The 21928-nt window shown below is 67.4% G+C and carries 22 protein-coding genes; 9 read left to right on the top strand and 13 right to left on the bottom strand.

Annotation, left to right across the window (positions count from 1 at the left end; all coding sequences use genetic code 11):
• Positions 1-146: 146 nt before the first annotated feature.
• The 12 genes from PO605_RS27630 to flgB all read right to left on the bottom strand — a co-directional run bounded on the left by PO605_RS27630 (position 147) and on the right by flgB (position 12144).
• Positions 147-1439 (bottom strand): HDOD domain-containing protein, encoded by a 1293-nt coding sequence (locus tag PO605_RS27630; protein WP_272207198.1) that lies wholly within the window; start codon positions 1437-1439, stop codon positions 147-149.
• A gap of 21 nt (positions 1440-1460) precedes the next feature.
• A complete protein-coding gene (gene flgL / locus PO605_RS27625) occupies positions 1461-2660 on the bottom strand; it encodes a flagellar hook-associated protein FlgL (protein WP_016454332.1) in 1200 nt (399 codons plus the stop codon).
• A gap of 23 nt (positions 2661-2683) precedes the next feature.
• Positions 2684-4648, bottom strand: a complete 1965-nt coding sequence (flgK, locus tag PO605_RS27620; RefSeq protein ID WP_047469800.1) for a flagellar hook-associated protein FlgK — start codon at positions 4646-4648, stop codon at positions 2684-2686.
• Between the two features lie 14 nt (positions 4649-4662).
• Complete coding sequence (gene flgJ / locus PO605_RS27615; RefSeq protein ID WP_016449309.1) at positions 4663-5643, bottom strand: flagellar assembly peptidoglycan hydrolase FlgJ; 981 nt, start codon at positions 5641-5643, stop codon at positions 4663-4665.
• Positions 5640-6788: a flagellar basal body P-ring protein FlgI gene (locus tag PO605_RS27610; protein WP_016449310.1), complete on the bottom strand. Its 1149-nt coding sequence runs from the start codon at positions 6786-6788 to the stop codon at positions 5640-5642. Before PO605_RS27610 ends, flgJ begins: the two co-directional genes overlap by 4 nt.
• Before the next feature lie 20 nt (positions 6789-6808).
• Positions 6809-7516 carry a flagellar basal body L-ring protein FlgH gene (locus PO605_RS27605; protein WP_012202559.1) on the bottom strand — a complete coding sequence of 236 codons (708 nt, stop codon included), beginning with the start codon at positions 7514-7516 and terminating at the stop codon, positions 6809-6811.
• A 201-nt stretch (positions 7517-7717) separates the two neighbouring features.
• Positions 7718-8500, bottom strand: a complete 783-nt coding sequence (flgG, locus tag PO605_RS27600) for a flagellar basal-body rod protein FlgG (RefSeq protein ID WP_012202560.1) — start codon at positions 8498-8500, stop codon at positions 7718-7720.
• A 22-nt stretch (positions 8501-8522) separates the two neighbouring features.
• Positions 8523-9263, bottom strand: a complete 741-nt coding sequence (locus tag PO605_RS27595; protein ID WP_016449311.1) for a flagellar basal body rod protein FlgF — start codon at positions 9261-9263, stop codon at positions 8523-8525.
• Between the two features lie 29 nt (positions 9264-9292).
• Entirely contained in the window at positions 9293-10558 is a 1266-nt protein-coding gene (flgE, locus tag PO605_RS27590) for a flagellar hook protein FlgE (protein WP_016449312.1), read from the bottom strand.
• A 40-nt stretch (positions 10559-10598) separates the two neighbouring features.
• Positions 10599-11261, bottom strand: coding sequence for a flagellar hook assembly protein FlgD (locus PO605_RS27585; protein ID WP_016449313.1), 663 nt, complete (start codon positions 11259-11261; stop codon positions 10599-10601).
• 34 nt (positions 11262-11295) lie between these two features.
• Positions 11296-11700: a flagellar basal body rod protein FlgC gene (flgC, locus tag PO605_RS27580; protein ID WP_016449314.1), complete on the bottom strand. Its 405-nt coding sequence runs from the start codon at positions 11698-11700 to the stop codon at positions 11296-11298.
• Between the two features lie 30 nt (positions 11701-11730).
• On the bottom strand, positions 11731-12144 hold the full coding sequence (gene flgB, locus PO605_RS27575; protein WP_013800365.1) for a flagellar basal body rod protein FlgB: 414 nt from the start codon (positions 12142-12144) through the stop codon (positions 11731-11733).
• Between the two features lie 233 nt (positions 12145-12377).
• Here flgB and flgA point away from each other — a divergent pair, with 233 nt between their 5' ends.
• The 3 genes from flgA (at position 12378) to PO605_RS27560 (ending at position 13989) form a co-directional block, all read left to right on the top strand.
• The gene (flgA, locus tag PO605_RS27570) at positions 12378-13142 is read left to right on the top strand and encodes a flagellar basal body P-ring formation chaperone FlgA (protein ID WP_047469793.1); all 765 of its coding nucleotides are present in this window, start codon (positions 12378-12380) and stop codon (positions 13140-13142) included.
• A gap of 78 nt (positions 13143-13220) precedes the next feature.
• The gene (flgM, locus tag PO605_RS27565; RefSeq protein WP_016449316.1) at positions 13221-13541 is read left to right on the top strand and encodes a flagellar biosynthesis anti-sigma factor FlgM; all 321 of its coding nucleotides are present in this window, start codon (positions 13221-13223) and stop codon (positions 13539-13541) included.
• A 76-nt stretch (positions 13542-13617) separates the two neighbouring features.
• Positions 13618-13989 (top strand): hypothetical protein, encoded by a 372-nt coding sequence (locus tag PO605_RS27560; RefSeq protein WP_016449317.1) that lies wholly within the window; start codon positions 13618-13620, stop codon positions 13987-13989.
• 393 nt (positions 13990-14382) lie between these two features.
• On the opposite strand, the gene fliE is transcribed toward PO605_RS27560, so the two are convergent.
• Positions 14383-14700, bottom strand: a complete 318-nt coding sequence (fliE, locus tag PO605_RS27555) for a flagellar hook-basal body complex protein FliE (protein WP_016449318.1) — start codon at positions 14698-14700, stop codon at positions 14383-14385.
• Between the two features lie 177 nt (positions 14701-14877).
• Between fliE and fliF the strand changes: the two genes are divergently transcribed.
• From fliF to PO605_RS27525, 6 genes are read left to right on the top strand one after another with little or no spacing between them, the layout of a single operon-like run.
• Positions 14878-16578: a flagellar basal-body MS-ring/collar protein FliF gene (gene fliF, locus PO605_RS27550; RefSeq protein WP_026062017.1), complete on the top strand. Its 1701-nt coding sequence runs from the start codon at positions 14878-14880 to the stop codon at positions 16576-16578.
• Between the two features lie 26 nt (positions 16579-16604).
• Positions 16605-17600 (top strand): flagellar motor switch protein FliG, encoded by a 996-nt coding sequence (fliG, locus tag PO605_RS27545; RefSeq protein ID WP_012202571.1) that lies wholly within the window; start codon positions 16605-16607, stop codon positions 17598-17600.
• Positions 17593-18483 (top strand): FliH/SctL family protein, encoded by an 891-nt coding sequence (locus PO605_RS27540; RefSeq protein WP_047469789.1) that lies wholly within the window; start codon positions 17593-17595, stop codon positions 18481-18483. The genes fliG and PO605_RS27540 overlap by 8 nt, the downstream gene beginning before the upstream one ends.
• Entirely contained in the window at positions 18473-19891 is a 1419-nt protein-coding gene (gene fliI, locus PO605_RS27535; protein WP_047469786.1) for a flagellar protein export ATPase FliI, read from the top strand. Before PO605_RS27540 ends, fliI begins: the two co-directional genes overlap by 11 nt.
• 56 nt (positions 19892-19947) lie before the next feature.
• Positions 19948-20412 carry a flagellar export protein FliJ gene (fliJ, locus tag PO605_RS27530; protein ID WP_016449322.1) on the top strand — a complete coding sequence of 155 codons (465 nt, stop codon included), beginning with the start codon at positions 19948-19950 and terminating at the stop codon, positions 20410-20412.
• A gap of 3 nt (positions 20413-20415) precedes the next feature.
• Positions 20416-21891: a flagellar hook-length control protein FliK gene (locus tag PO605_RS27525; protein WP_016454328.1), complete on the top strand. Its 1476-nt coding sequence runs from the start codon at positions 20416-20418 to the stop codon at positions 21889-21891.
• Positions 21892-21928: the final 37 nt, after the last annotated feature.

The raw sequence follows: 21928 nt of genomic DNA, 5'->3' as shown, positions 1-21928 counted from the left end.
GACGGCGGCAGCTGCATCTGCAGCTTCCTGCCGGACATGAAAAAACCGCCTGAGATCCAGGCGGTTTTTTCATGGGCGGAATCTGCGGATGGCAGCGGCTGCAGATCAGGCCGCAGGTTCGGCCGCTGTGGGTCGCCGTATATCGATCAGGCCGCCGGTGCGGGCTGCACCTGCAGTTCGCTGAGCATGCGCAGCAGGTTGCGGTTGACGTCCTCGATCTCGAAGTCGTTGTCTTCGCGCAGCTGGCGAATCGGTGCAGGATCGTCGGATTCCAGCGCAATGGCCATCATCAGGGCCGGCGCGTAGGGGCCGGTGCGCGTCACGGCCGCGTCGAAGACGCGTTCGGACAGCGGTACGCGGCGCAGCACGGTGGGCAGGGGCTCGCCCAGCAATTGGTCCAGCTGCGAGAACAGGCCAAGCAGATAGACCTCGCGCTGCAGGTCGTGGCTGATGCCGGCTTCGATCAGGCGTTCGGTCAGGCTGGCGCGCAGCCGGATGGCGGTGCGCAGGGGTATCAGGCTGGGCTCGGTGCAGGCGTGGGGCAGCTGGTCCGACAGCCAGCGCTGCAGCGTGCCGTAGCCCAGCATCACCAGGCCGCGGCGCAGCGAGTCCACATTGCCCCGCAGGCCCAGGGCCGCGGAGTTGGTGTAGAGCATGAAGCGATAGGCCAGGATGGGGTCCTCGCCCAGGATCTGCTCGAAGGCGTCCAGCGATTGCTCGGCATCGACGGCACGCATCAGCGCAAGCACGGTGTCGCGGCTGGGCAGGGCGGGGTGATGGCGCTGGGCATGCAATGCATCGGCCACGGGCCAGCCGGCGATGGCGCCCGCATGGAAGCTGTCCAGGCACAGATCGGCCAGGGCCAGGCTTTCCAGCCCTTCATACATCTGGCCGCCCAGCAGTTGCAGGGGGGGCAGGGTGGGGGCGGGCCTGGCGGCCTGCTTGAGGGCCTGGAGCTTGGTCGGCGCTTCGGCGGCCTGCGCGGCCTGCTGCAGCGCCAGAACGGTCTGGTTGGGCATGCCCGAGGCGCCTTCGGGCGGCAGGTGCAGCAGGCTGCTGGCAAACCAGTGGGCGGCCTGGGCGTCGGGCACGTCGGACAGCGGGCCGCGCCAGACCAGCATCAGGCCGCGCGCATGGGCCTGGCGCACCAGGTCATAGATGGCGGAGTCCTGCAGCCAGTCGCCGCGTACCTCGATCCAGGGGCTTCCCTTGGAGGCGTTCTCCAGCAGGTCGCACAGCACCTGGCGGGATTGGGGCGACAGCAGCACCGGCGGCGACTGCGTGCCCCAGGTCTCGCGCAGTATGCGCAGCAGGTGGGCCACGTCGGCCTGGACGCCGGGCTCCTCGTGAAGATAAAGCTGCACGCCCGCCAGACGGCGGGCCTGGTTCCAGAGCGGCCTATAGCCGAGGGTCAGAGAGCTCAGGACGGACTGGACCATGGATGCATGCGCGGGCAGTTATCAGTTGATGAAGTTGAACAGTGACAGTTTCTGGATCGAGGCGTAGGACTGCAAGGCCGCCTGCATGCCCACCTTCTGCATGTCCACATCGGAGAGGGCCTTGATCATATCGATGTCTTCGGCCCGCGAGCGCGCTGCTTCCTGCTGGTCCGCCTGGTTCTTCATGTCGTCTTCGAGGCGGTCGGCGCGGTTGAGCTGGTCGCCGGCGAAGCTGCGCATGGCCTGGACGCGGCTCATGCCGGCGTCGAGTTCGTTGAGGCCGCGGCCCAGCGCCTGCTGCATGGCGCCGGCATCGGTGGCGCCGTTCTTCACGCCCGCGATCACGTTGTCCAGCACGCTGAACAGGTCGGTGCGCTGGCTGGGGCCCAGCGTGAAGCTGTCGCCCGTGGCCAGGTTGCCCGAGATCTTCATCGACATGCCGCCCACGGTGATGGTGTCTCCGGCCGTGTAGGGAACGGCCGGGCCGGTCGTGCCACCGGAGGTGACGGTGTAGCTCAGGGCGCCCGTCGTGGCGTCCTTGGTGAAATTCAGGGTGTAGCTGGCGCCCGTGATGGCGCTGGGGTCCGACACCGTGCCCAGGTCGGCATAGGCCGAGCTGCCCGTGGGCGACTGGCGCGTCACGGCGAACACGCCGTTGCCCGTGGGCACGTTCATCCAGGTCGCAAAGCCGTCCAGCGCCAGCGGCAGGCCGTTTTCGCTGCCCGTGGCCTGGCCCGGTTGCAGCTGGGAATTGGTGCCGGGGTTGCCGTTGGTGAGAGGGTCTTCCTTGCTGCCCAGTCCGCGGAAGATGGGCAGGCCGTTGGAGTCCTTGGCATTGGCGTAGCTCAGCACCTGGTTGCGTATGCTTTCGAGCTGCTGCACCAGCGCATCGCGCGCCTTCTGGTCATAGGAGCCGTTGCCGGACTGCAGGATCAGGTCGCGGAAGTCCTTGAGCGCGTCGTGGGCGGTGCCCAGCTTGGATTCGCCCTGGGCCATCACATCGCGCTGCAGGCCCAGCACACGCTGGTCGTTTTCCGAGCGGGAGATGCGCGTGAGCGCGCGCTCGGCCTGGGCGGCGGCCACGGGGTCGTCGCTGGCGCGCACCACGCGCTTGCCGGAAGTGGTCTTTTCCATCAGGTCCACCAGACTCGTGTTGCGCGAGTTCAGGTTGTTGATGGTGCTTTCGTACATGTTGGCCGTGCCAATGCGGGAGATGCTCATGGTGGAATGCTCCTGTCCTGTGATCAGCGGCCCACGGTCTGCAGAACGCTGTCGAAAATGCTTTGCGCGACCTGCAGCATCTTGGCCGAGGCCTGGTAGGACTGCTGGTACTGCAGCAGCTTGGCGGCCTCTTCGTCGAGGTTCACGCCCGAGACGGCCGTGCGGTCCGCTTCCAGGTTCTTGGCGATGGTCTCGGACAGCTTGGCCGCGTACTGCGCGCTCTGTGTGCGGGTGCCCACCTGGGCCATGGCGGTGGAAAAGCCGTCGCTCAGCGTGGTCGAGCCATCGAAGAGCTTGCTGTCGCGCAGCGCCAGGAAGGAGCTGGCATTGCCGGCATCGCGCTGGTAGGCCGTGCCGTATTGCGGATCGGTGGCCTTGCCCAGCGTGACCTTGTCGCTGTTGGTTCCGTTGATGGCGGGCGTGCCGGTGATCTTGACCTGCAGGCCCGGCGCCAGCTGGATGGCCTGGCCGGAGGTGTACAGGCCCGTGGCCGGGATGCCGCCTGCCGGTGCCGGGGTGATGGTGTACTCCAGCTGTCCGGCGCCGTTCTTGCTGAACGACACCTCGGCGCCGGCAAAGGTCGACAGGTCGAAGCCCGCGCTGACCTGGATGCCGCCCATCTGCAGCGTGGCGTCGCCCAGGGACTTGATGCTGGCGGCCACGGGGTTGGCCACGGCCAGGTCGTTGGGCGAGTGCACGGCGGCCTGGATGTCGTGGGCGCCTGCCGCCATGGGGCGGAACAGGATGGAGTTGCCCTGCACGCCTTCGGCCTTGAGGTCGAAGCGCAGGCCGTCGATCTCTTTGGAGCTCAGGTCGGCCATGTCGGTGAAGTCCGTGACCTTGCCGTCGGACAGGCGGATGACCTTGCCCGCTGGGGCCGTGCTGCCGAAGACGACCTGGTAGTCGGAGGCCTTGAGCTGGCTGGCATCGACCACCGTGGTTGTCGGCGTGGTGGCACCTGTCCACTGGGCGCCCGTGGTCGAGCCGTTGCTGACCATGGACAGCTTGAACAGATTGCTGCCGCTTTGTCCCGACAGCGTCAGGCCGAGGTTGTTTTGCTGGTTCAGCGTGTCGCCGATGGCCAGTGCCATGCGGCCCAGCAGGTTGCGGCCCTCGGTCAGGTCGCTGCCCTGGAACTGCAGCAGGCCGGCGATCTCGCCGCCACCCAGCATGGAGGGCGTCAGCTCCACGCTCTGGCCGCCGGGCTGCTGGAAGTACAGGGCCATCTTGCCGCTGCCCGGAAACTCCGTGGCCTCCTTGAGCGTGAGCTGGGCCGAACTGGAGCCCAGCACCAGCGGCTGGCTGCCGCCCACGAACAGGCTGATGGTGCCGTCGTCCGCGGGGATCTGGCTGGTCTGCACATACTTGTTGATATTGCGCACCAGCTGGTCGCGCTGGTCCAGCAGGTCGTTGGGCGTCTGGCCCGAGGCGATGGAGCGGCTGATCTGCGCATTGAGCGTGGCCACCTGGCCAGCCAGGCTGTTGACCACGGTCACATCGTTGCCCATCTGCTGCTTGGCGCTGTAGTCCAGCTCGTCGAGCTGGGCCGATGCCGAGCGAAAGCGCGCCGCCAGCTCGTTCATGCGCGTGAGCGCCACCTGGCGTGCCGACGGGTCGGTGGGCGCGCCGGCCACATCGCCGAACGAATTCATCATGTCCGTGATGGCCGCGCCCAGGCCGGTCTTGCCGCCGCTGAACACTTCCTGCATCTGCGCCAGCGAGGTGGCGCGCGCCGAATCGGCCGCCGACACGGCGCTGGCCGTGGCCGCCTGGCGGTTCAGCAAATCGTTGAAGTTGCGCAGGATGGTGTTCACATCCACGCCATTGCCGATGTAGCCGCTGCCCATGTTCTGGCCCGGCGAGGTCTGGAAGGCCACGCTCTGGCGCGAGTAGCCGGCCGTGTTGACGTTGGCGATGTTGTGGCCGGTGGTCTGCAGGGCGATCTGATTCGCCATCAGGGCGCGGGATCCGACGTTCAAAAGGCTCATGGCGTGTTCTCGGTTTAGGCTTGTGCGCGTGCCGCGCTCTGAACGGCGCTCTGGATGGCGCGGCTGAGCTTGCTGGCGTATTCGGGATCGGTGGCGTAGCCGGCTTTCTGCAGCTCGGTCGCATAGGCCAGGGCCGAGTCGGTCTTGCCCATGGCTTTCTCGTAGCGCGGATTGCTGGTGATCAGCCGCGCATAGTCGCGGAAGGACTCCTCGTAGGAGCCGTAGGCGCGGAACTTGGCCGTGACCTTGCGCGCCACGCCGTCGATGTATTCGGTGGTCGTGACCTCGGCGACCTTGCCCGTCCAGCCCTTGCCGGCCTTGATGCCGAAGAGGTTGTGGGCATTGCTGCCATCGGCGTTCTTGATCTCGCTCTTGCCCCAGCCGGTCTCGTGGCCGGCCTGGCCCAGCATGAAGGCGGCCGGAATGCCGCTTTCCTGCGCCACGCGCGCCGCGGCGTCGCCATGGTGGGCCACGAAGTTGTCGCGGCCCTTGGGCGCGGGTGCGTAGGCGTTGACGGACTGGGCCGCGCTGCTGCGGCTGCCGCTCCAGGCGCCGATGGCAGCGGTGCCGCCAGCGGCGCCATTGGCATTGGTGGCCGTGCTGCGCCAGGCGATGCGGCTCATGCTCAGCGTGGAGGGCACGGAGATCTCGGCATCCTCGGCGGCTTCCGAGCCCATGGTGCGGGCCAGCTGGCGCGTGATGGCATCCGACAGTCCGCCGGGCTGGCCCGACATGGCCACCGACAGCTGCTGGTCCAGCATGTCGGTGCTGAGGTTGCCCTGTGCGCTGTCGAGCAGGCCGGACTTCATGGTCGCCTCGCGCATGCTCTTGATCATCTCGCGCATGAACAGCGATTCCAGCTGTTTGGCGGTTTCCTTCGCGGCCTGCGGGCTGTTCTCGCCGGCCGCGAACTTGAGTGCGTTGAGGGACCGGGCGTCGGCCGCCAGCGCATTGCTGGCCGCAGTCTGCGATCCATTGGGAAGTGCGATGCTCATATCACCTCCAGTTCGGCGTTGAGAGCGCCTGCGGCCTTGATGGCCTGCAGGATGGCCAGCAGGTCCTGGGGCGTGGCGCCCAGCGTGTTGAGTGCGCGCACCACGTCGGTGAGCTGCGGGGAGCCGGGCATGTTGATGATGTTGCCGGGCTCCTGCTTGATCTGGATATCGGACTTCTGGGCCACCACGGTCTGGCCCTGCGAGAAGGCGCCGGGCTGGCTGATCACCGGCGTGGTGCTGATGGTGATGGCCAGGTTGCCGTGGGCGATGGCGCAGGGGCCCAGGGTCACGGCCTGGTTGAGCACGATGGAGCCCGTGCGTGCGTTGATCACGACCTTGGCCGAGGGCTTGGAGGTCTCGATCGGCATCTCCTGGATCTCGGCAATCATGCGCACGCGCGATCCCGGGTCCTGGGGCGCGGATACGCGCACGGTGCGCCCGTCCAGCGCCTGCGCCACGCCCTGGCCCATGCGCTGGTTGATGGCGCGCACCACCTTGTCGGCGGTCTGGAAATCGGTGGCGTTCAGGCCCAGCGTGATGCTGTCGCCTTCGTTGATGGGGGTGGGAACTGCGCGTTCGACCTGGGCGCCCTGCGGCACGCGGCCTGCGCTCAGGTGGTTGATCTGTACCTTGGAGCCGCCGGCCGAGGCGCCGGCGCCGCCGACCACGAGGTTGCCCTGGGCCAGCGCGTAGATCTCGCCGTCGGCACCGCGCAGCGGCGTGGTCACCAGGGTGCCGCCCTTGAGCGACTTGGCATTGCCCACGGAGGAGACGACCACGTCGATGGTCTGGCCTGGCTGGGCAAAGGCCGGCAGCTCGGCGGTGACGATCACGGCCGCCACGTTCTTGAGCTGCAGCTGGCCCGCGTTGCCTGTGGCGGGCAGCGAGATGCCCATCTGCTCCAGGTAGTTGGCCAGGGCCTGCTTGGTGTAGGGCATCTGGGTGGTCTGGTCGCCCGTGCCGTCGAGGCCGACCACCAGACCGTAGCCGGTCAACTGGTTGCTGCGCACGCCCTGGATGGCAGCGACCTCCTTGATGCGTGTTGCATGCGCCGGCAGGGTCAGCATGCTGGCGCCGAGGGCGGCTGCAACCCAGAAGGGGCGCTGCGCTTGGCGCAATGTCAGGAGCATGGACAGTACTTTCATGCTGTCCATTCTCCGGAGAATCAGAACGGCATAACGTTCAAAAAGAACCGGGACAACCAGCCAATTGACTGCGCTTCCCCGGCCTGCCCGCGGCTGCGCGATTCCACGCGCACGTTGGCCACCTGGGTCGATGCGACCAGGCTGCCGGGCTGCATGGTGCGCGGGTCCACCGTGCCCGTGAAGCGCAGCACATCCACGTTGTGGTTCACGCCGATCTGCTTTTCTCCGGCGATCACCAGATGGCCGTTGGGCAGCACATCGACCACCGTCGTGCTGATGGCGCCCGTGAACGTGTTGTCGCTGGACGTCGAGCCCGAGCCCGTGTAGTCGTTGTTGTTGTTGAAGCCGATGTTGGAGCGGTCCTTGAGATTGGCCAGCGCATTGCCCGAAAACAGCGGCAGCGCCGAAATCCCGGCCGTGGTCTTGTTGGACCGCTTGAGGCCCGAATCCGACTTCTGGCTGGCCGTCACACGCTCCACGATCTGCACCGTCACAAGGTCCCCCACCAGGCGCGCACGCCGGTTCTCGAAACCGGGCCGGTAGCTGGCCGCGTTGAACAGGCTGCCCGTGGGGCTGCCCGCCACCGGGGCGGGCTGCGGCAGCACCGGCGGCGCCGTGGACGGCATGTCCACCGGTGGCGGGTCATTGAGCGTCGTGCAGCCCGACAGGACTGCCGCCAGCGCCAGGCACGTGCCCGTCGCGGAAAGGGAGAAGGTTCGTTGGGTCATGGCGATGTTCCCGGTGTTTCAGTGATCCATGCTTCGCATGAACCTGGCGAGCCATAGGCATGTGGCGCGACCCCAGAGTCCGGCGCGGCCCAGGTCAGGGACGCCGAGCAAGGGCCGCCCCGCAGCGAGGGCGTCGTCCCCCTCCCTCGCGAAGCGAGTAGAGAGGGGGAAGCGGCGAAGCCGCTCAGGGGGAGAGATCAATTACAACTGCGCCAGCTTGGCCAGCATCTGGTCCGACGTCTGGATGGCCTTGGAATTCATTTCATAGGCGCGCTGGGTCTGGATCATGGTCACCAGCTCCTGCACCACGTTCACGTTCGAGCCTTCCAGGTAGCCCTGCTTGATCATGCCCATGCCGTTGACACCGGGCTGGCCCTGCTGGGGCTGGCCCGAGGAAGCGGTTTCCGTGAACAGGTTCTGGCCGCGCGGCTCCAGGCCGGCCGGATTGATGAACTGGCTCATCGCGATGTTGCCCACCTGCTGGGGCGCGGCCTGGCCGGCCATGGTCACGCTGACCACGCCCTCGGGGCTGATAGACACCTTGGTCGCGCCCTGGGGAATGGTGACGCCGTTGGCGATGGGCATGCCGCTGGCAGTCACCAGCTGGCCCTGGGCATCGACCTGGAAGGAGCCGTCGCGGGTATAGGCCGTGGTGCCGTCGGGCATGTTGACCTGGAAGAAGCCGTTGCCGTCGATGGCCACGTCCAGCGCATTGTTGGACTGCTGCAGGGCGCCCTGCAGGAAATTGCGCGAGGTGGCCACCGTGCGCACGCCCAGGCCCAGGTGCAGACCCGTGGGCAGCTGGTTCTGCTCGGTGGTCTGGGCGCCCGACTGGCGCAGGTTCTGGTAGATCAGATCCTCGAACACCGCGCTGGCGCGCTTGTAGCCCGTGGTCGAGACGTTGGCCAGGTTGTGGGAGATCACGTCCAGCTGGGTCTGCTGGGCTTCCATGCCGGTCTTGGAGATGAACAGCGAATTGATCATGGCGTTTTCCTTTTCAGTGCTTTCAGCCGTTCATGCTCAAGAGTTGGCTGGCCGTCTTGTCATTGGTTTCTGCGGTCTGCAGCAGGCGCATCTGGGTCTCGAACTGGCGGGCGGCGGCAATCATGCCGACCATGGTCTCCACCGAATTCACGTTCGAGCCTTCGATGGCGCCCGACAGCAGGCGGGCGTTCTCGTCGTTGGGCAGCGGCTCGCCGTTGCCCGTGCGGAACAGGCCGTCGTTGCCGCGCACCAGCGCAGCGTCCTCGGCCGGCGTGGCCAGCTTGACGCGGCCCACGGCCACGGGCAGCTGGTTGCCGGTCTTGGCGGTCAGCGTGCCGTCGGAGCCCAGGGAAATCGTGGACTCGGGCGGAATGTCGATGGGGCCGCCGCCGTCCGACAGCACGGCCTGGCCGTTGCTGTTGACCAGCTGGCCCTCGGGGGAAACCTCGAACACGCCGTTGCGTGTGTAGGCTTCCTGGCCGTCCAGGCCCTGGACGGCGAACCAGGCGCGGCCCATGGCCATGGCGTCCAGTGCGCGGCCCGTGCGCTGGGTGGGGCCGGGCGTGTCCACGTAGCCGGAGGTCGCCTCCAGCGCGAACACGCGCGTGCCCGCGCCGCTGCCCTGCAGGGGCACGGAGCGGAAGGTGGACATTTCGGCCCGAAAGCCATTGGTGCCGGCATTGGCCAGGTTGTGGGCCAGCACGGACTGACGCTGCGCCGCTGCGTTGGCGCCCGTCATGGAGGTGTAGATGATGCGGTCCATGCCGGCTCTCCTGACTCAGTTCTTGGCTATCAGCGCAGGTTCACCAGGGTCGAGAAGACCTGGTCCTGGGTCTTGATGGTCTGGGCATTGGCCTGGTAGGCGCGCTGCGCGGTCATCATGTTCACCAGCTCGGCGGTCAGGTCCACGTTGGAGTCCTCCAGCGCGCCCGAACGCAGCGAGCCGAAGGTGCCCGACTCGGCCGTGCCGTTCAGCGCCGGGCCCGAATCGGCGGTCTCCACCCACTTGTTGTCGCCCACGGCACCCAGTCCCTGGGTATTGGTGAAGGCGGCCAGGGCGAGTTGGCCTTCGGTGCGCGTCACACCGTTGGAGTAGGTGGCCACGATGGAGCCATCGTTGCCGACGTTGATGCCGGTGAGCGCGCCAGCGGTATAGCCGTCCTGCTTGAGGCTGCTGACCGCGAACTTGGTGCCGAACTGGGAGACATTGGAAAAGTCCAGCGTCACACTGACGGAGCCCGGGGTTGGCGAATTGGGATTGTTGGTCTGGATGGAGGCAACCGCAGGGCTGGGAGCGACTGTCTTGAGCTTGCCTGCAGCGTCAAAGGTCAGTGTTGCCAGCAAGGTCGCTGTCTTGGGCGGGTTTGCCGTAGGGTCATCAAGGCCGTCATAGACCTTCCAGGTATTGGCGGTCGCGTCCTTCTCGAAGTACATCTGCACAGGTGTGGCCACGCCTTGGCTGTCATAGACATTGACCGATGTGCCATAGGTGGCGCGAGGAGTGGCCGGGATCGGTGGCGTTTTGGTGGCATCGCCTGCAGCCACGGTGGCACGGGCATCGAGGTTGAGATTCACGTCGATCTTGGTCGTGGTCTTGGCCGCGATCGGCTGGCCCGAGGGGAAGACCATGGGCACGGGCTGGCCGCCGGCCAGCACCTTTCCCGTGGTGGCGTCCACGGGGTAGCCCATGACGTTGTCGCCCTGCACGGTCTTGAGGTTGCCCTGCTTGTCCAGGCCGAAGTTGCCGGCGCGCGTATAGGCCGTGCTGCCGTCGGGCTGGCGCACGACGAAGAAGCCGTTGCCGTTGATGGCCACGTCCAGGTTGTTGCCCGTGGTGGTGATCGGACCCTGGCGGAACTGCTGGGTCACGGCGGCCACATTGACGCCGATGCCGCTGTTCTGGCCGCTGGCCGAGCCGACGGCGCTGGCCACGGCCTCGGCGAACTCGGCGCGCGAGGACTTGAAGCCCGTGGTGTTGGCGTTGGCGATGTTGTGGCCGATCACGTCCAGGTTCTTGCTGGCGGCGTTCAGACCCGAGAGGCCTTGTTGGAATCCCATGGTGTGCTCCTGCGATGGTTTGGGGTGTTTGGTGCGGTGTTCAGTACACGGCCTTGACGGAGGTGTAGGCGACGTTGGTGCCGTCGTCCAGCTCCAGCGTCAGCTTGCCGTCGGTGGTGCCCGTGGCAAGCACCGCGTGGGGCGACAGCGTGGTCGAGGCCACGGCCTTGTCGGCATTCGTGGCCTGCACCGTGTAGCGCAGCTGGCTGGCATCGCCCGTGTACTTGCTGCCGTCCCAGGTGAAGTAGTTGCGGCCCGCAGTGCCGCTGCCCAGCTCGACGGTGTCCACCAGCTCGCCGCCGGCCGTGGTGATCTGCACCTTGACATCGGCGGCCGGGCCTTCGAGGTCGAAGGCCGCCGTATAGGACTTTTCCTTGCCCACGCCCAGGGTGTTGCCCTCGGTCAGCACGGTGCGGCCGATCATCTGCGTGCCCTGCAGCACCTGCATGGCCGTGAACTGGCCGGCCATGCTTTCCATGGTCTTGTTCAACTGCTGGATGCCGGTGACGGTGTTGATCTGCGCCATCTGCGAGGTCATCTGCGCGTTGTCCATGGGATTCATGGGATCCTGGTTGTTCAACTGCGCGACCAGCAGCTTCAGGAAGCGGTCCTGCGCTGCTGCGGGGTCGGTGTTCGAATTGCTCGTGGTGTTCTTGCTGTTGAGGTCGGCCGTGCTGGCTACGCTGCCTGCGCCATAGATCATGGGAGTGGCTCCTGGAATGTGGTGCGGACGGGGCTCACTGGCCCATCTGCAGGGTTTTGAGCAGCAGCGACTTGGTCGTGTTCATGACCTCGACGTTGTTCTGGTAGGAGCGCGAGGCCGAGATCATGTTGACCATCTCGTCCACGGCGCTGACGTTGGAATGCGTCACATAGCCTTCGGCATCGGCCAGCGGGTGCTGGGGATCGTGGATGCGGCGGCCCGGCGTGTTGTCCTGGCTGATGGCGCTGACGCGCACGCCCGAGGAGCCTTCCTCGCCCATGGGCACGGTCTGGAAGACCACCTGGCGCGCCTGGTAGGCCTTGCCGTCGGGGCCGGCCACGGCATCGACGTTGGCCAGGTTCGAGGCCACGACGTTCAGGCGCTGGGACTGGGCGCTGACGGCACTGCCGGAGATGCTGAAGATGGAGAACATGGACATGGGAAAGCTCCTGTGGTCTGTGGCGCCGGCTTACTGGCCCTGGATGGCCGACAGCATGGTCTTGGCCTGGCCGTTCAGAAAGCGCAGCGTGGCTTCGTAGCGCACGGCGTTGTCGACGAAGTTGGCGCGTTCGCGGTCCAGGTCCACGGTGTTGTTGTCCATGTTGGTCTGGGCCTGCACCGAGTAGCCGAGATGGCTTTGCGCGCTCTGCCCCGAGGCGGCGGCAGGCAGCGGAATGTGGCCGCCCTGGCTGACGCTGGCCAGCGTCATGGGCGAGGGGCCGGAGGTGACGGCCGTCAGCGCCTCGCGGAAATTGAAGTCGCGTGCCACATAGCCCGGGGTGTCGGCATTGGCGATGTTGCTGGCGATTGCACGCTGGCGCTCGGCGCGCAGCACCAGCGCCTTGCTCTGGAAGTCCAGTCGTTCAGTCATCTTGTCGAGCATGTCGGCCTCGCCCTCTGGGATTTGCGGTGATCGGTTGACGAAATGGCGGCAGCCCACGGACTGCGGCATGCGTCGATTATGGAAATCGGGCCCGAACGCTAAAGCGCAAAGAAAGCGCGTTTGCCTGCGCAGTTCGGCGCTTCGGAAAACGGCGCCCGCCCTATATTTGCTGGCATCGCTCCATGTATCCCGCCCATCCTGACGGGTGCCGGAGCAAGTCAGGAGCCCCAGCCATGTCGAACTTCAGCACCGCCCATCCGCCTTCCGCCGCCCGAGCCTTCGCCCGCGCCGCCGCATGCGCTGCGCTCGCCGCTGGAGCATCGCTGGCAGGCAGCGCGTTCGCGCAGAACGCGCCCGATGGCGCGGCCCAGCTCAGCCAGATCGGCCAGCGCTTTGCCGACGAGGCCCTGCAGCAGGGCATGGCCGGTGCGGGCGCCCTGCCCCTGCGCATGGAAGTGCAGATGGGCCAGCTCGATCCCCGCCTGCGCCTGGCCGCCTGCGCCAAGGTCGAGCCCTATTTGCCCGCAGGCTCGCGCCTGTGGGGCCGTACCCGCCTGGGCCTGCGCTGCCTGCAGGGCGCCGTGGCCTGGAATGTGTTCCTGCCCCTCACGGTCAAGGCCTGGGGGCCTGCCTGGGTGCTGCAAAACGGCGTGCCTTCGGGCCGCCCGCTGTCGGCCGACGACGCCGTCCAGGCCGAGGTGGACTGGGCCGAGGATTCGGCCGCCGTCTACGCCAACCAGCAGGACTGGGTGGGCCTGGTGGCTTCCCGCCCGCTGGCCGCAGGCCAGACACTGCGCCAGAACATGCTGCGCACGCCGGCGCTGTTCGCGGTGGGTGCCGAAGTGCGTGTTCTGGTCAATGGTGGTGGTTTTTCCGTCACATCGTCGGGCAAGGCCATGTCTGCCGCCGGCGAAGGCCAGACCGTGCGGGTTCGCATGGATAATGGCCGGCTCATCTCCGGGGTGGTGAATCCCGAGGGCGTGGTGCTGGTGCAGTAAAAAAACCTCAAGTTTTGTTCCAGGCAGTCGAAAGCTAGGCACAGCGCCTTACGCCGCCAGGGCGATTGGAGAATCAAGATGAAGATAGGTCAAAAACCGGAACTGCCCGCCGCTGCCTCCCAGGCCGCCGCCAAGCAGCCCAAGACAGCCAGCGCCATTGCCAGCGAGGAATCCTCCGCACAGGCCCAGCCTGCCAAGGCGGCCGGTGTTCCCGTGTCGTTCTCGAACTCGGCCCGCGCACTGGACCAAACTGGTCGTGCCACCGCCGACTTCGATGCCAACCGCGTCAAGGAAATCCGCGAAGCCATTGCCAACGGCACCTTCCGCGTGAACGCCGACGCCGTGGCCGACAAGCTGCTGGCCAACTCCGAGGAATTCCTCTCGCACTCGCGCGTCTGAGCGCGGGTTCGGTTCTTTCTCGGTTTTTTCCTTCCGGCGCGAGCACGCGCTTTCTTTTTTCAGCAAGGCCTGTCCCATGACTCTCAGCGAGATGCTCGATTCCCTGGACGCGGTGGTCCGGATGGTGTCCGCCTCGCTGCAATCGAAGGATGCGGTCGCGCTGGAGCAGTCCAGCACCCGGCTGCGCGATGCCATGGCGGCGTTTTCCGAACTGGCCCGCCGCTTCAGCGCGGCCGACTGGACGCAGGAGCTGCGCGAGCGCGCCCAGGCACTGGGCGAGCAGATGGCCATGCAGCGCGACCAGCTGGCGCGCATGGCGGTGGTGGCCCAGCACCAGGCGGCGGCGCTGATTCCCCAGGCTTCGGACCAGGCCACGTATGGACGTGACCTGTATGGACACCCTCACGCCGGACCGGGCAAGGCGCGCATCTACCACTCGGCCAGCTGAAGCAGCCTCCGTCTTCCTTTTTCCTGTCCTGATCAACCCTCCGGCACGCGTGCCCGAGGGTTTTGTCTTTTCCGGGGTGGCGTCGGCGTGACGCGCCTGCCGGCCGGTGCAGGCAGGGCTGCGCATCGGCAGGCGACCCTCCATGCGCGGGAGGAGGTCACGCTTGCTGAAAAAGACGGGGGCTTTGGGCCGTGCGGTGACGGGCGGCCAGGAATGGGGAGGGTGGGCAAAGGCCCGGTTCGGCGAAAGCGGAACAACGCCTTGAAGAAGGCCGGATCCTGCGCGTGCCGGAAAGACGCAGCCATGCGATGGTGCGCGCAAATGCTGTTCGGTCTGCGGTCTGCGGTCTGCGGTCTGGGTGGGCAAAGAGGGTCCGGCCGGGGCCGGACGTCCTCAGACCTGCATGTTCATCACGTCGGTATAGGCCTGCACGAGCCGGTTGCGCACCTGCATCGTGGCCTGGAAGCCGATCTGTGCCTTTTGCATGGCGATCATGGTTTCTTCGAGGCTGACGGCCGGGTTCTCCAGCTGCACTTCACGCTGCAGCTGGCTGGAGTGGTTCTGGGCTGAACTGACGGACTGCAGCGCGCCTTGAAGGGCCTGGCTGAAGCCGCCAGCCGCCACTTTGGTCGATGCGTCGCCTGCGCCCACGCCTTTGGGGAGCTGGGTGCCGTACAGGGGAGAGGTGGTACTGGGGATGCGAAGGTCCATGACACATTCCATCGGAGTTAGCAAGATGACGAGATCGTAGGTCGGCAGGGTTTTCGCATCCGGGCAAATAGAAGGTCAAACGGCGCGCTTATCGGGCGAATGTGAAGCGGCGGACTTCGAATAATCGACAGCACGCTAGGGTCCTGTGTGTGCAGGGCTCGAACACCTGGAACCAAGATGTCTGCTGTCGCTGAAATCCCTGTCCCCCAAGCCACTCCCGTCCCCCAGCCTGCCCTGCAGCAGCGCTGGACGGCCATGGACCGTGGCCAGCGCCTGCGTTGGGGCGCGATCGCCGTGCTGCTGGTTGTCGCCGTGGGGGCGGCGGCCATGTTCTACCGCCAGCCGGACTACAAGGTGCTGTTCTCCAATCTGAGCGACAAGGATGGTGGCGCCATCGTCGCCCAGCTGTCGCAGATGAACGTGCCATACCGCTACACGGAAGGCGGCGGCGCCATCCTCATCCCGTCCGACCGCGTGCACGATGTGCGCCTGAAGCTGGCCACCCAGGGCCTGCCCAAGGGTTCGGTGACGGGCTTCGAGCTGATGGAAAACAGCAAGTTCGGCATCACCCAGTTCCAGGAACGCCTGAATTTCCAGCGCGGCCTCGAAGGCGAGCTGACGCGCTCCATCCAGGCCCTGGCCGCCGTGCAAAGCGCACGCGTGCATCTGGCCCTGCCCAATCAGAACGGCTTTTTCCGCGAGCAGCAAAAGCCTTCGGCCTCGGTGCTGCTGAGCCTGTACCCCGGCCGCGTGCTGGACCGCACGCAGATCGCGGGCATCGTGCACCTGGTGGCCTCCAGCGTGCCCGAGATGGCGCCCACGGCCGTGAGCATCCTCGACGATTCGGGCAAGCTGCTGTCGCAGTCGCCCGACGGCAACGCCAACGCCGTGGACATGCAGCAGCTGAACTACACCCAGCAGATCGAGCAGCAGTACGTGCGCCGCATCCTGGATATCCTGGAGCCTGTGGTCGGCAAGAACAATGTGAAGGCCCAGGTCTCGGCCGAGATGGATTTCAGCCAGACCGAATCGACCTCGGAGCAGCACCGCCCCAACCAGTCCTCCGACGCGGGCGTGGTGCGCAGCCAGCAGGTGGTGGAGAGCACGGGCGAGCAAAAGCCGCCCCAGCCCACCGGCATCCCCGGCGCCACCAGCAACCAGCCGCCCCAGAACGCGTCCGCGCCGGTCAATGGCGCCAATCCCGCACCCCAGGCGGCCGATGGACAGAACGCCGTGCGCTCTGCCAGCAAGCGCGAGTCCATCACCAACTACGAAGTGGACAAGACCGTGCGCCACACACGCGGCAGCACGGGCAGCATCAAGCGCCTGACGGCCGCCGTGGTTATCAATGCGCCCCTGGTGGCGGCCGCTGCGCCGAATGCAGCCGGTGGTGCCACCGATGCCGCCACCGTTGCCGCCGCAGCGCGCGGCCTGACGGCGGCGCAGCAGGCGCAACTGCTGACCCTGGTGCGCGAGACCGTGGGCTACAGCGCCGAGCGCGGTGACTCCGTCAACCTGGTCAGCACCCCCTTTGTGCAGGACGAAGCGCCGGCCGAGGTGCCGCTGTGGCGCCAGCCCGAAGTGCTGGATATGGCCCGCAGCCTGGGCGTGCCCATCGGCCTGGCCCTGTTCGGCGCCATCTTGCTGCTGGGCCTGGTGCGACCCATGCTCAAGGGCCGCAAGACGGCTGCCGTGGGCGGTCAGCTCAATGCCATCGAGGGCGAGCAGCTGGACCGTCCGGCGCTGGCCGGACCCGCTGTCGATCTGTCTCCCACACAGGAGCAGGTGCGCCTAGAGCAGGCGCGCCAACTGGCCAAGCAGAACCCGATCGCGGTGGCCAACATCGTCAAGACCTGGATCAACGGCGAGGCCACCTGAGCCTGCCAAACACGGATTGCTGAGATATGGACGAACGAGGCCTGAACGACGCCGCCATCTTGCTGGTCTCCCTGGGCGAGGAGGAAGCGGCCGAGGTGTTCAAGCACCTCACACCCAAGGAAGTGCAAAAGCTCGGCGAGACCATTGCGCACATGCGCGGCGTCTCGCGCGAGAAGGTGGACTTCGTCATCAACCGCTTTGCCGATGACGCGGCCGCGCAAAGCCTGCTGGTGGACGACGCCAGCGGCTATGTGCGCTCGGTGCTCAAGCGCGCCCTGGGCGACGACAAGGCCGCGCTGCTGATCGACCGCATCCTGCAGGGCGGCGATGTCTCCGGCATCGAAAGCCTGAAGTGGATGGACCCGCTGTCGGTGGCCGAACTGCTGCGCGGCGAGCATCCGCAGATCGTGGCTGCCATCCTGGTGCACCTGGAGCACGAGCAGGCTGCTGCCGTGCTGATGCAGCTGCCCGAACGCTTTCGCAGCGAAGTCATGCTGCGCGTGGCCACGCTGGAAGGCATTCAGCCGACCGCGCTCAAGGACCTCAACGAGGTGCTGTTCCAGGTGCTGGCCGGTGGCGACAAGATCCGCAAGACCTCGCTGGGCGGCGTCAAGACGGCGGCCGAGATGATCAACAACCTCGGCGGCAATGCCGACGTGGCCGTGCTGGACACCATCCGCAACTACGACCCGGACCTGGCCCAGAAGATCATGGACAAGATGTTCGTGTTCGACGACCTGGTCAAACTGGACGACCGCTCGGTGCAGCTGGTGCTGCGCGAAGTGGTGTCCGAGACGCTGATCATCGCGCTCAAGGGCGGTTCGATGGAAGTGCGCGACAAGATCCTGGCCAACATGTCCATGCGTGCGGCCGAGTCGCTGCGCGAGGACCTGGAAGGCCGCGGCCCGATGCGCCTGTCCGAAGTGGAAGCGCAGCAAAAGGAAATCCTGAAGGTGGTGCGCCGTCTGGCCGAAGAAGGCCAGATAACCATCGGCAGCGGCGCGGAGGACAGCTATGTCTAGTGGGATGAACTCGCGCTTCATTCCCTCCGAGGAGATTGACGAGCGCCAGGTGGTGCAGTGGCGCTTTGGTGCCGTGGACCACATGGGCGGCCTGCAAAGCCTGCCCGGCCTGCCGAACATTCAGGGCGCCCCCGATGCACAGGCTGCACCCGGTGGCGCCGGCATGGCGCGCACACCCGCTTCCTCGTCCGGCTTCCACAGCCTGTCGCTGCCCGGGCGCTCCGATGCGCCCCGGCTGGACGCCGATTCCATGGTGCTGGATGTCGACGCCGACGCGCCAGGCACGGCGGCATCCACCCCCGCCGTGGACGAGGAGCGGCTGCATGAATTGCTGGAGCAGGCACGCGCCGAAGGCCATGCCGAGGGCCTGGAGCAAGGCCGTCAGGAAGCCCGGCAGCAGTGGCAGCAGCACATGGATGACTATGTCTCCGGCACGGGCCGCGAGACGGCGCAGCGCGTGGATGCGCTGCTGTCCGGCCTGGACGCCGGCTTCAAGCAGCTGCAGGCGGATGCGGCGCTGGAATTGCTGAACCTGGCCTGCGACATCGCGCGCCAGGTGGTCCGCCAGGAGCTGCGCAGCCAGCCCCAGGCCCTGCTGCCCGTGGTGCGCGAGGCGCTGGACATGCTGGCCTCCGACGGCCGCGCCGCCACCGTGCGCCTGAACCCTGCCGACTTCGCCGTGCTGGACGAGGCGCTGCGCGCCGAGCATGGCGCCCAGTCCAAGGTGCAGTGGATCAGCGACGCTGGCGTGGCCCAGGGCGATGTGCGCGTGGAATCGGGCGGTGCCCAGGTCGATGCCGGCATGGACAAGCGCTGGCGCCGCGCCGTGGCCGCGCTGGGCCTGGTCTCCACCTGGTATGACGGAGAACGCGATGCCGGTTGATGCCTCCCTGGCCGATGCAGGCGAGCCCTGGCAGCAGCTGCTGTCCAATGCCCGCGCCCGCCTGCACAGCGACATTCCGCTGGAAACCCACGGTACGCTCACGCGCCTGACCGGCCTGGTGCTGGAGGCCACGGGCCTGCAGGTGCCGGTGGGCTCGCAGTGCTGGATACGCCAGGCAGGCCAGGACCCGGTGCTGGCCGAAGTCGTCGGCTTTGCCGGCGAGCGTGCGTTCCTGATGCCTGCGGGCGACATCCAGGGGCTGTCCAGCGGCGCCATCGTGACGCCGGCCGAACCCTTTGTCGCCCCGCTGCGCTTTGGCGACGGTCCTGAAGAGCCCGTGTCCATGGCGGCCGGCGTGCTGCGCCTGCCCATCGGCAGCGGCCTGCTGGGCCGTGTCGTGGATTCGCAGGGGCAGCCGCTGGACCATGGCGGGCCGCTGGCCGACGTCACGGCCGATCTGCTGGACCGCAACCCCATCAACGCCATGGACCGCGACCCGGTGCGCGAGACGCTGGACACCGGCGTGCGCTCGCTCAACGCCCTGCTCACCGTGGGCCGGGGCCAGCGGCTGGGCCTGTTCGCAGGCTCGGGCGTGGGCAAGTCCGTGCTGCTGGGCATGATGGCGCGCTACACCCAGGCGGACGTGATCGTCGTCGGCCTGATCGGTGAACGCGGCCGGGAGGTCAAGGAGTTCGTCGAGGACATCCTCGGCGCACAGGACCGCAGCCGCGCCGTGGTGGTGGCCGCGCCGGCCGATGCGCCGCCGCTGCTGCGCATGCAGGGTGCCGCCTACGCCACGGCCATTGCCGAGCATTTCCGCGACAAGGGCCAGCATGTGCTGCTGCTCATGGATTCGCTGACGCGCTATGCCATGGCCCAGCGCGAGATCGCGCTGGCCATTGGCGAGCCACCGGCCACCAAGGGCTATCCGCCGTCGTGTTTTGCCAAGCTGCCGGCCCTGGTCGAGCGCAGCGGCAACGGCCTCAACGGCGTGGGATCGATCACGGCTTTCTACACCGTGCTGTCCGAGGGCGACGACCAGCAGGACCCGATCGCCGATGCGGCACGCGCCATTCTGGACGGCCACGTCGTGCTGTCGCGGGCGCTGGCCGAGTCGGGCCACTACCCGGCCATCGACATCGAGCAATCGGCCTCGCGCGTGATGCACAACGTGGTCTCGCGCGAGCACTTCGAGCTGGCGCGGCGCTTTCGCGCTGTCTATTCGCGCTACCAGAAGGGCCGGGACCTGGTCCAGGTCGGCGCCTACATGGCGGGCTCGGACCCGCAGATGGACGAGGCGATACGGCTGCAGCCGGCCATGGCGGCCTTTCTGCAGCAAAGCATGTTCGAGTCGGCTTCCATGGACGAGAGCATCTCGGGCATGGCCGCCGCGCTCGGTGGTCAGTGATGCGGTGACGCGGCACTGAGATAACGCAACAGCGAACACAGGGAGGAAAACCCGGTATGTCGTCCTTGAATGCCTTGATGGTGGCCATCGATGCCGCGTCGCGCAAGCGTGACGAGGCGCGCCAGGCGGTGCAGGAGCGTCAGCGCTCGCAGCAGGCGGCGCAGGCGCAGATGGACCAGCTGCAGCACTACGTGCAGGAAATGCAGGCACGCTGGGGCGTGCAGCAGAACCAGTCCGTGCAGCCCGAAGTCATGTTCCACCAATACCAGTTCATGGACCGCCTGCAGCACGCCATCGGCCTGCAGACACGGGTGCTGGCCGACCTGGCCATCCGCCTGGAGGCCGCGCAAAAGGCCTTGATGGCCTGCGAGCTGCGGGTCAGCAGCCTGCGCAAGGTGGTCGAGGTGCGCCGCCGCGACCTGGCGCTGGGCCAGATGCGCCGCGAGCAAAAGGAAACCGACGAACGTGCGGCCATCCAGTTTTTCCGCCGCAGCTTCGGGCTGACATTCCAGGAGGCATGACGCATGTCCACCAACCAGATCGAACAGCGCGCCGACGCGCGCAGCGCCATGCAGCGCACCATGGAGGGCGTGCGTTCCGCGCGCGCGGCGCAGCCGCCGTCCAATGAGCAGGCCGCAGGCTTTTCCTCGCTGCTGGCCGCCATGGATGGCATTGGCGGACTGCCGGACCTGGGCCAGGTCCTCGGCGATGAAGGGGCCGGCGCGCTGGCCAACCTCAAGGGCGCAATTCAGGGCAGCCTGAAGGATCCGGCTGACCTGTCCGGCCTGGCGCAGGGGCTGCTGCAGACGCAATTGCCGCTGCAGCCCCAGGCGGAGACGGCCGATATGGCCACTTCCGCGCAGGCCGATGCCATGCTGCTGGCCGCCAACGGCCAGGCGCCCTGGCTCAGCCTGGTCGGGCAGACCGCCCACCTCGATGGCAAGGGCGACCGCGACATGCTGCAGGGCGTGGCGGGCGACTGGTTGTCTGGCCGGGGCAGTGCCGCCATGCTGGCCTTGCGCCAGGAGCAGGGCGTGGTGGCGCATGCCGCCTTCATGGCTCCGCAACCTGCAGCGGGCGATGCCGCAGGCGCGGCGCTGGCCGCGAACGCCAACACGGCGGCGCTGGCTGGCGCAGTCGATGCCGCTGCAGCCGGCACGCCCGCCGATACCGCTGCGCGCCAGGGCGCCCAGGCACAGACACAGGCGGCCGATGTGCTGGCCGCCGTGCAGTCCGATACGGCGCTGACGGCCGCCGCAGCGCGCACGGCATCTGCAGCCCAGGCCACGCATGAGCACACACCCCAGGCGCTGGCGCCCGGCGTACGGCAGGACGCGGCCCTGGCGTCGGGCATTGCGCTCAACGGCATGGCGGCGGTGCGGCCCGCGGAATGGCGCGGCCTGTTCGAGCGGGCCCGCGAAGGTGGCACCGGCTCCGCAGAGTCTGCTGCCAACGGATTGCATGGGGTTGCAGCCGCCGTGGGCGCGGCCCACGCCGGCCAGTCCCTGGGACAGCAGGCCGCCGGACACAATGGCGCAGCCTTGGCCCAGCCCGACGCCCAGGCACAGCCGGGCAATTCCACCGAGCGCGAGCAGCAGGTGTCCGAGCAGGTGGCCTTCTGGGTGCACAACAAGAGCCAGAACGCCTCGCTGTCTGTCGAGCATGAGGGCAAGGCCATCCAGGTGCAGGTCAGCCTGCAGGGCAACGAGGCCCATGTGCGCTTTGGCGCCAGCGAATCTCAGGCGCGGGAATGGCTGGGCAACGGTGCCGACCAGCTGCGCGAGCTGCTGCAGGCCCAGGGCCTGCAACTGGCCGGCGTCAGCGTGGACGCGGGTGGCCAGTCCGGCAATGGCGAAGCGGGGGGGCGCCAGGGCGCGGATGCCCAGGCGCGCCAGGGCCGCGTGAGCGCCATGGTCGATGCCGCCGGCGTCACGGGCGGCAATGGCGCCGCACAGGCTGGTGGCCGCGCGGCGGCAGGCGGGGTGGATCTGTTCGTCTGATTCTTCCTGCGCTTCTTGCGGGGCGGCGCATGCGCCG

This window comes from Delftia sp. DT-2 (assembly GCF_028401915.1).
Classification (GTDB): Bacteria; Pseudomonadota; Gammaproteobacteria; order Burkholderiales; family Burkholderiaceae_C; genus Comamonas; species Comamonas tsuruhatensis.
The sequence above is the reverse complement of the archived record's forward strand: the minus strand, read 5'-3'. Positions and strand labels throughout refer to the sequence as shown.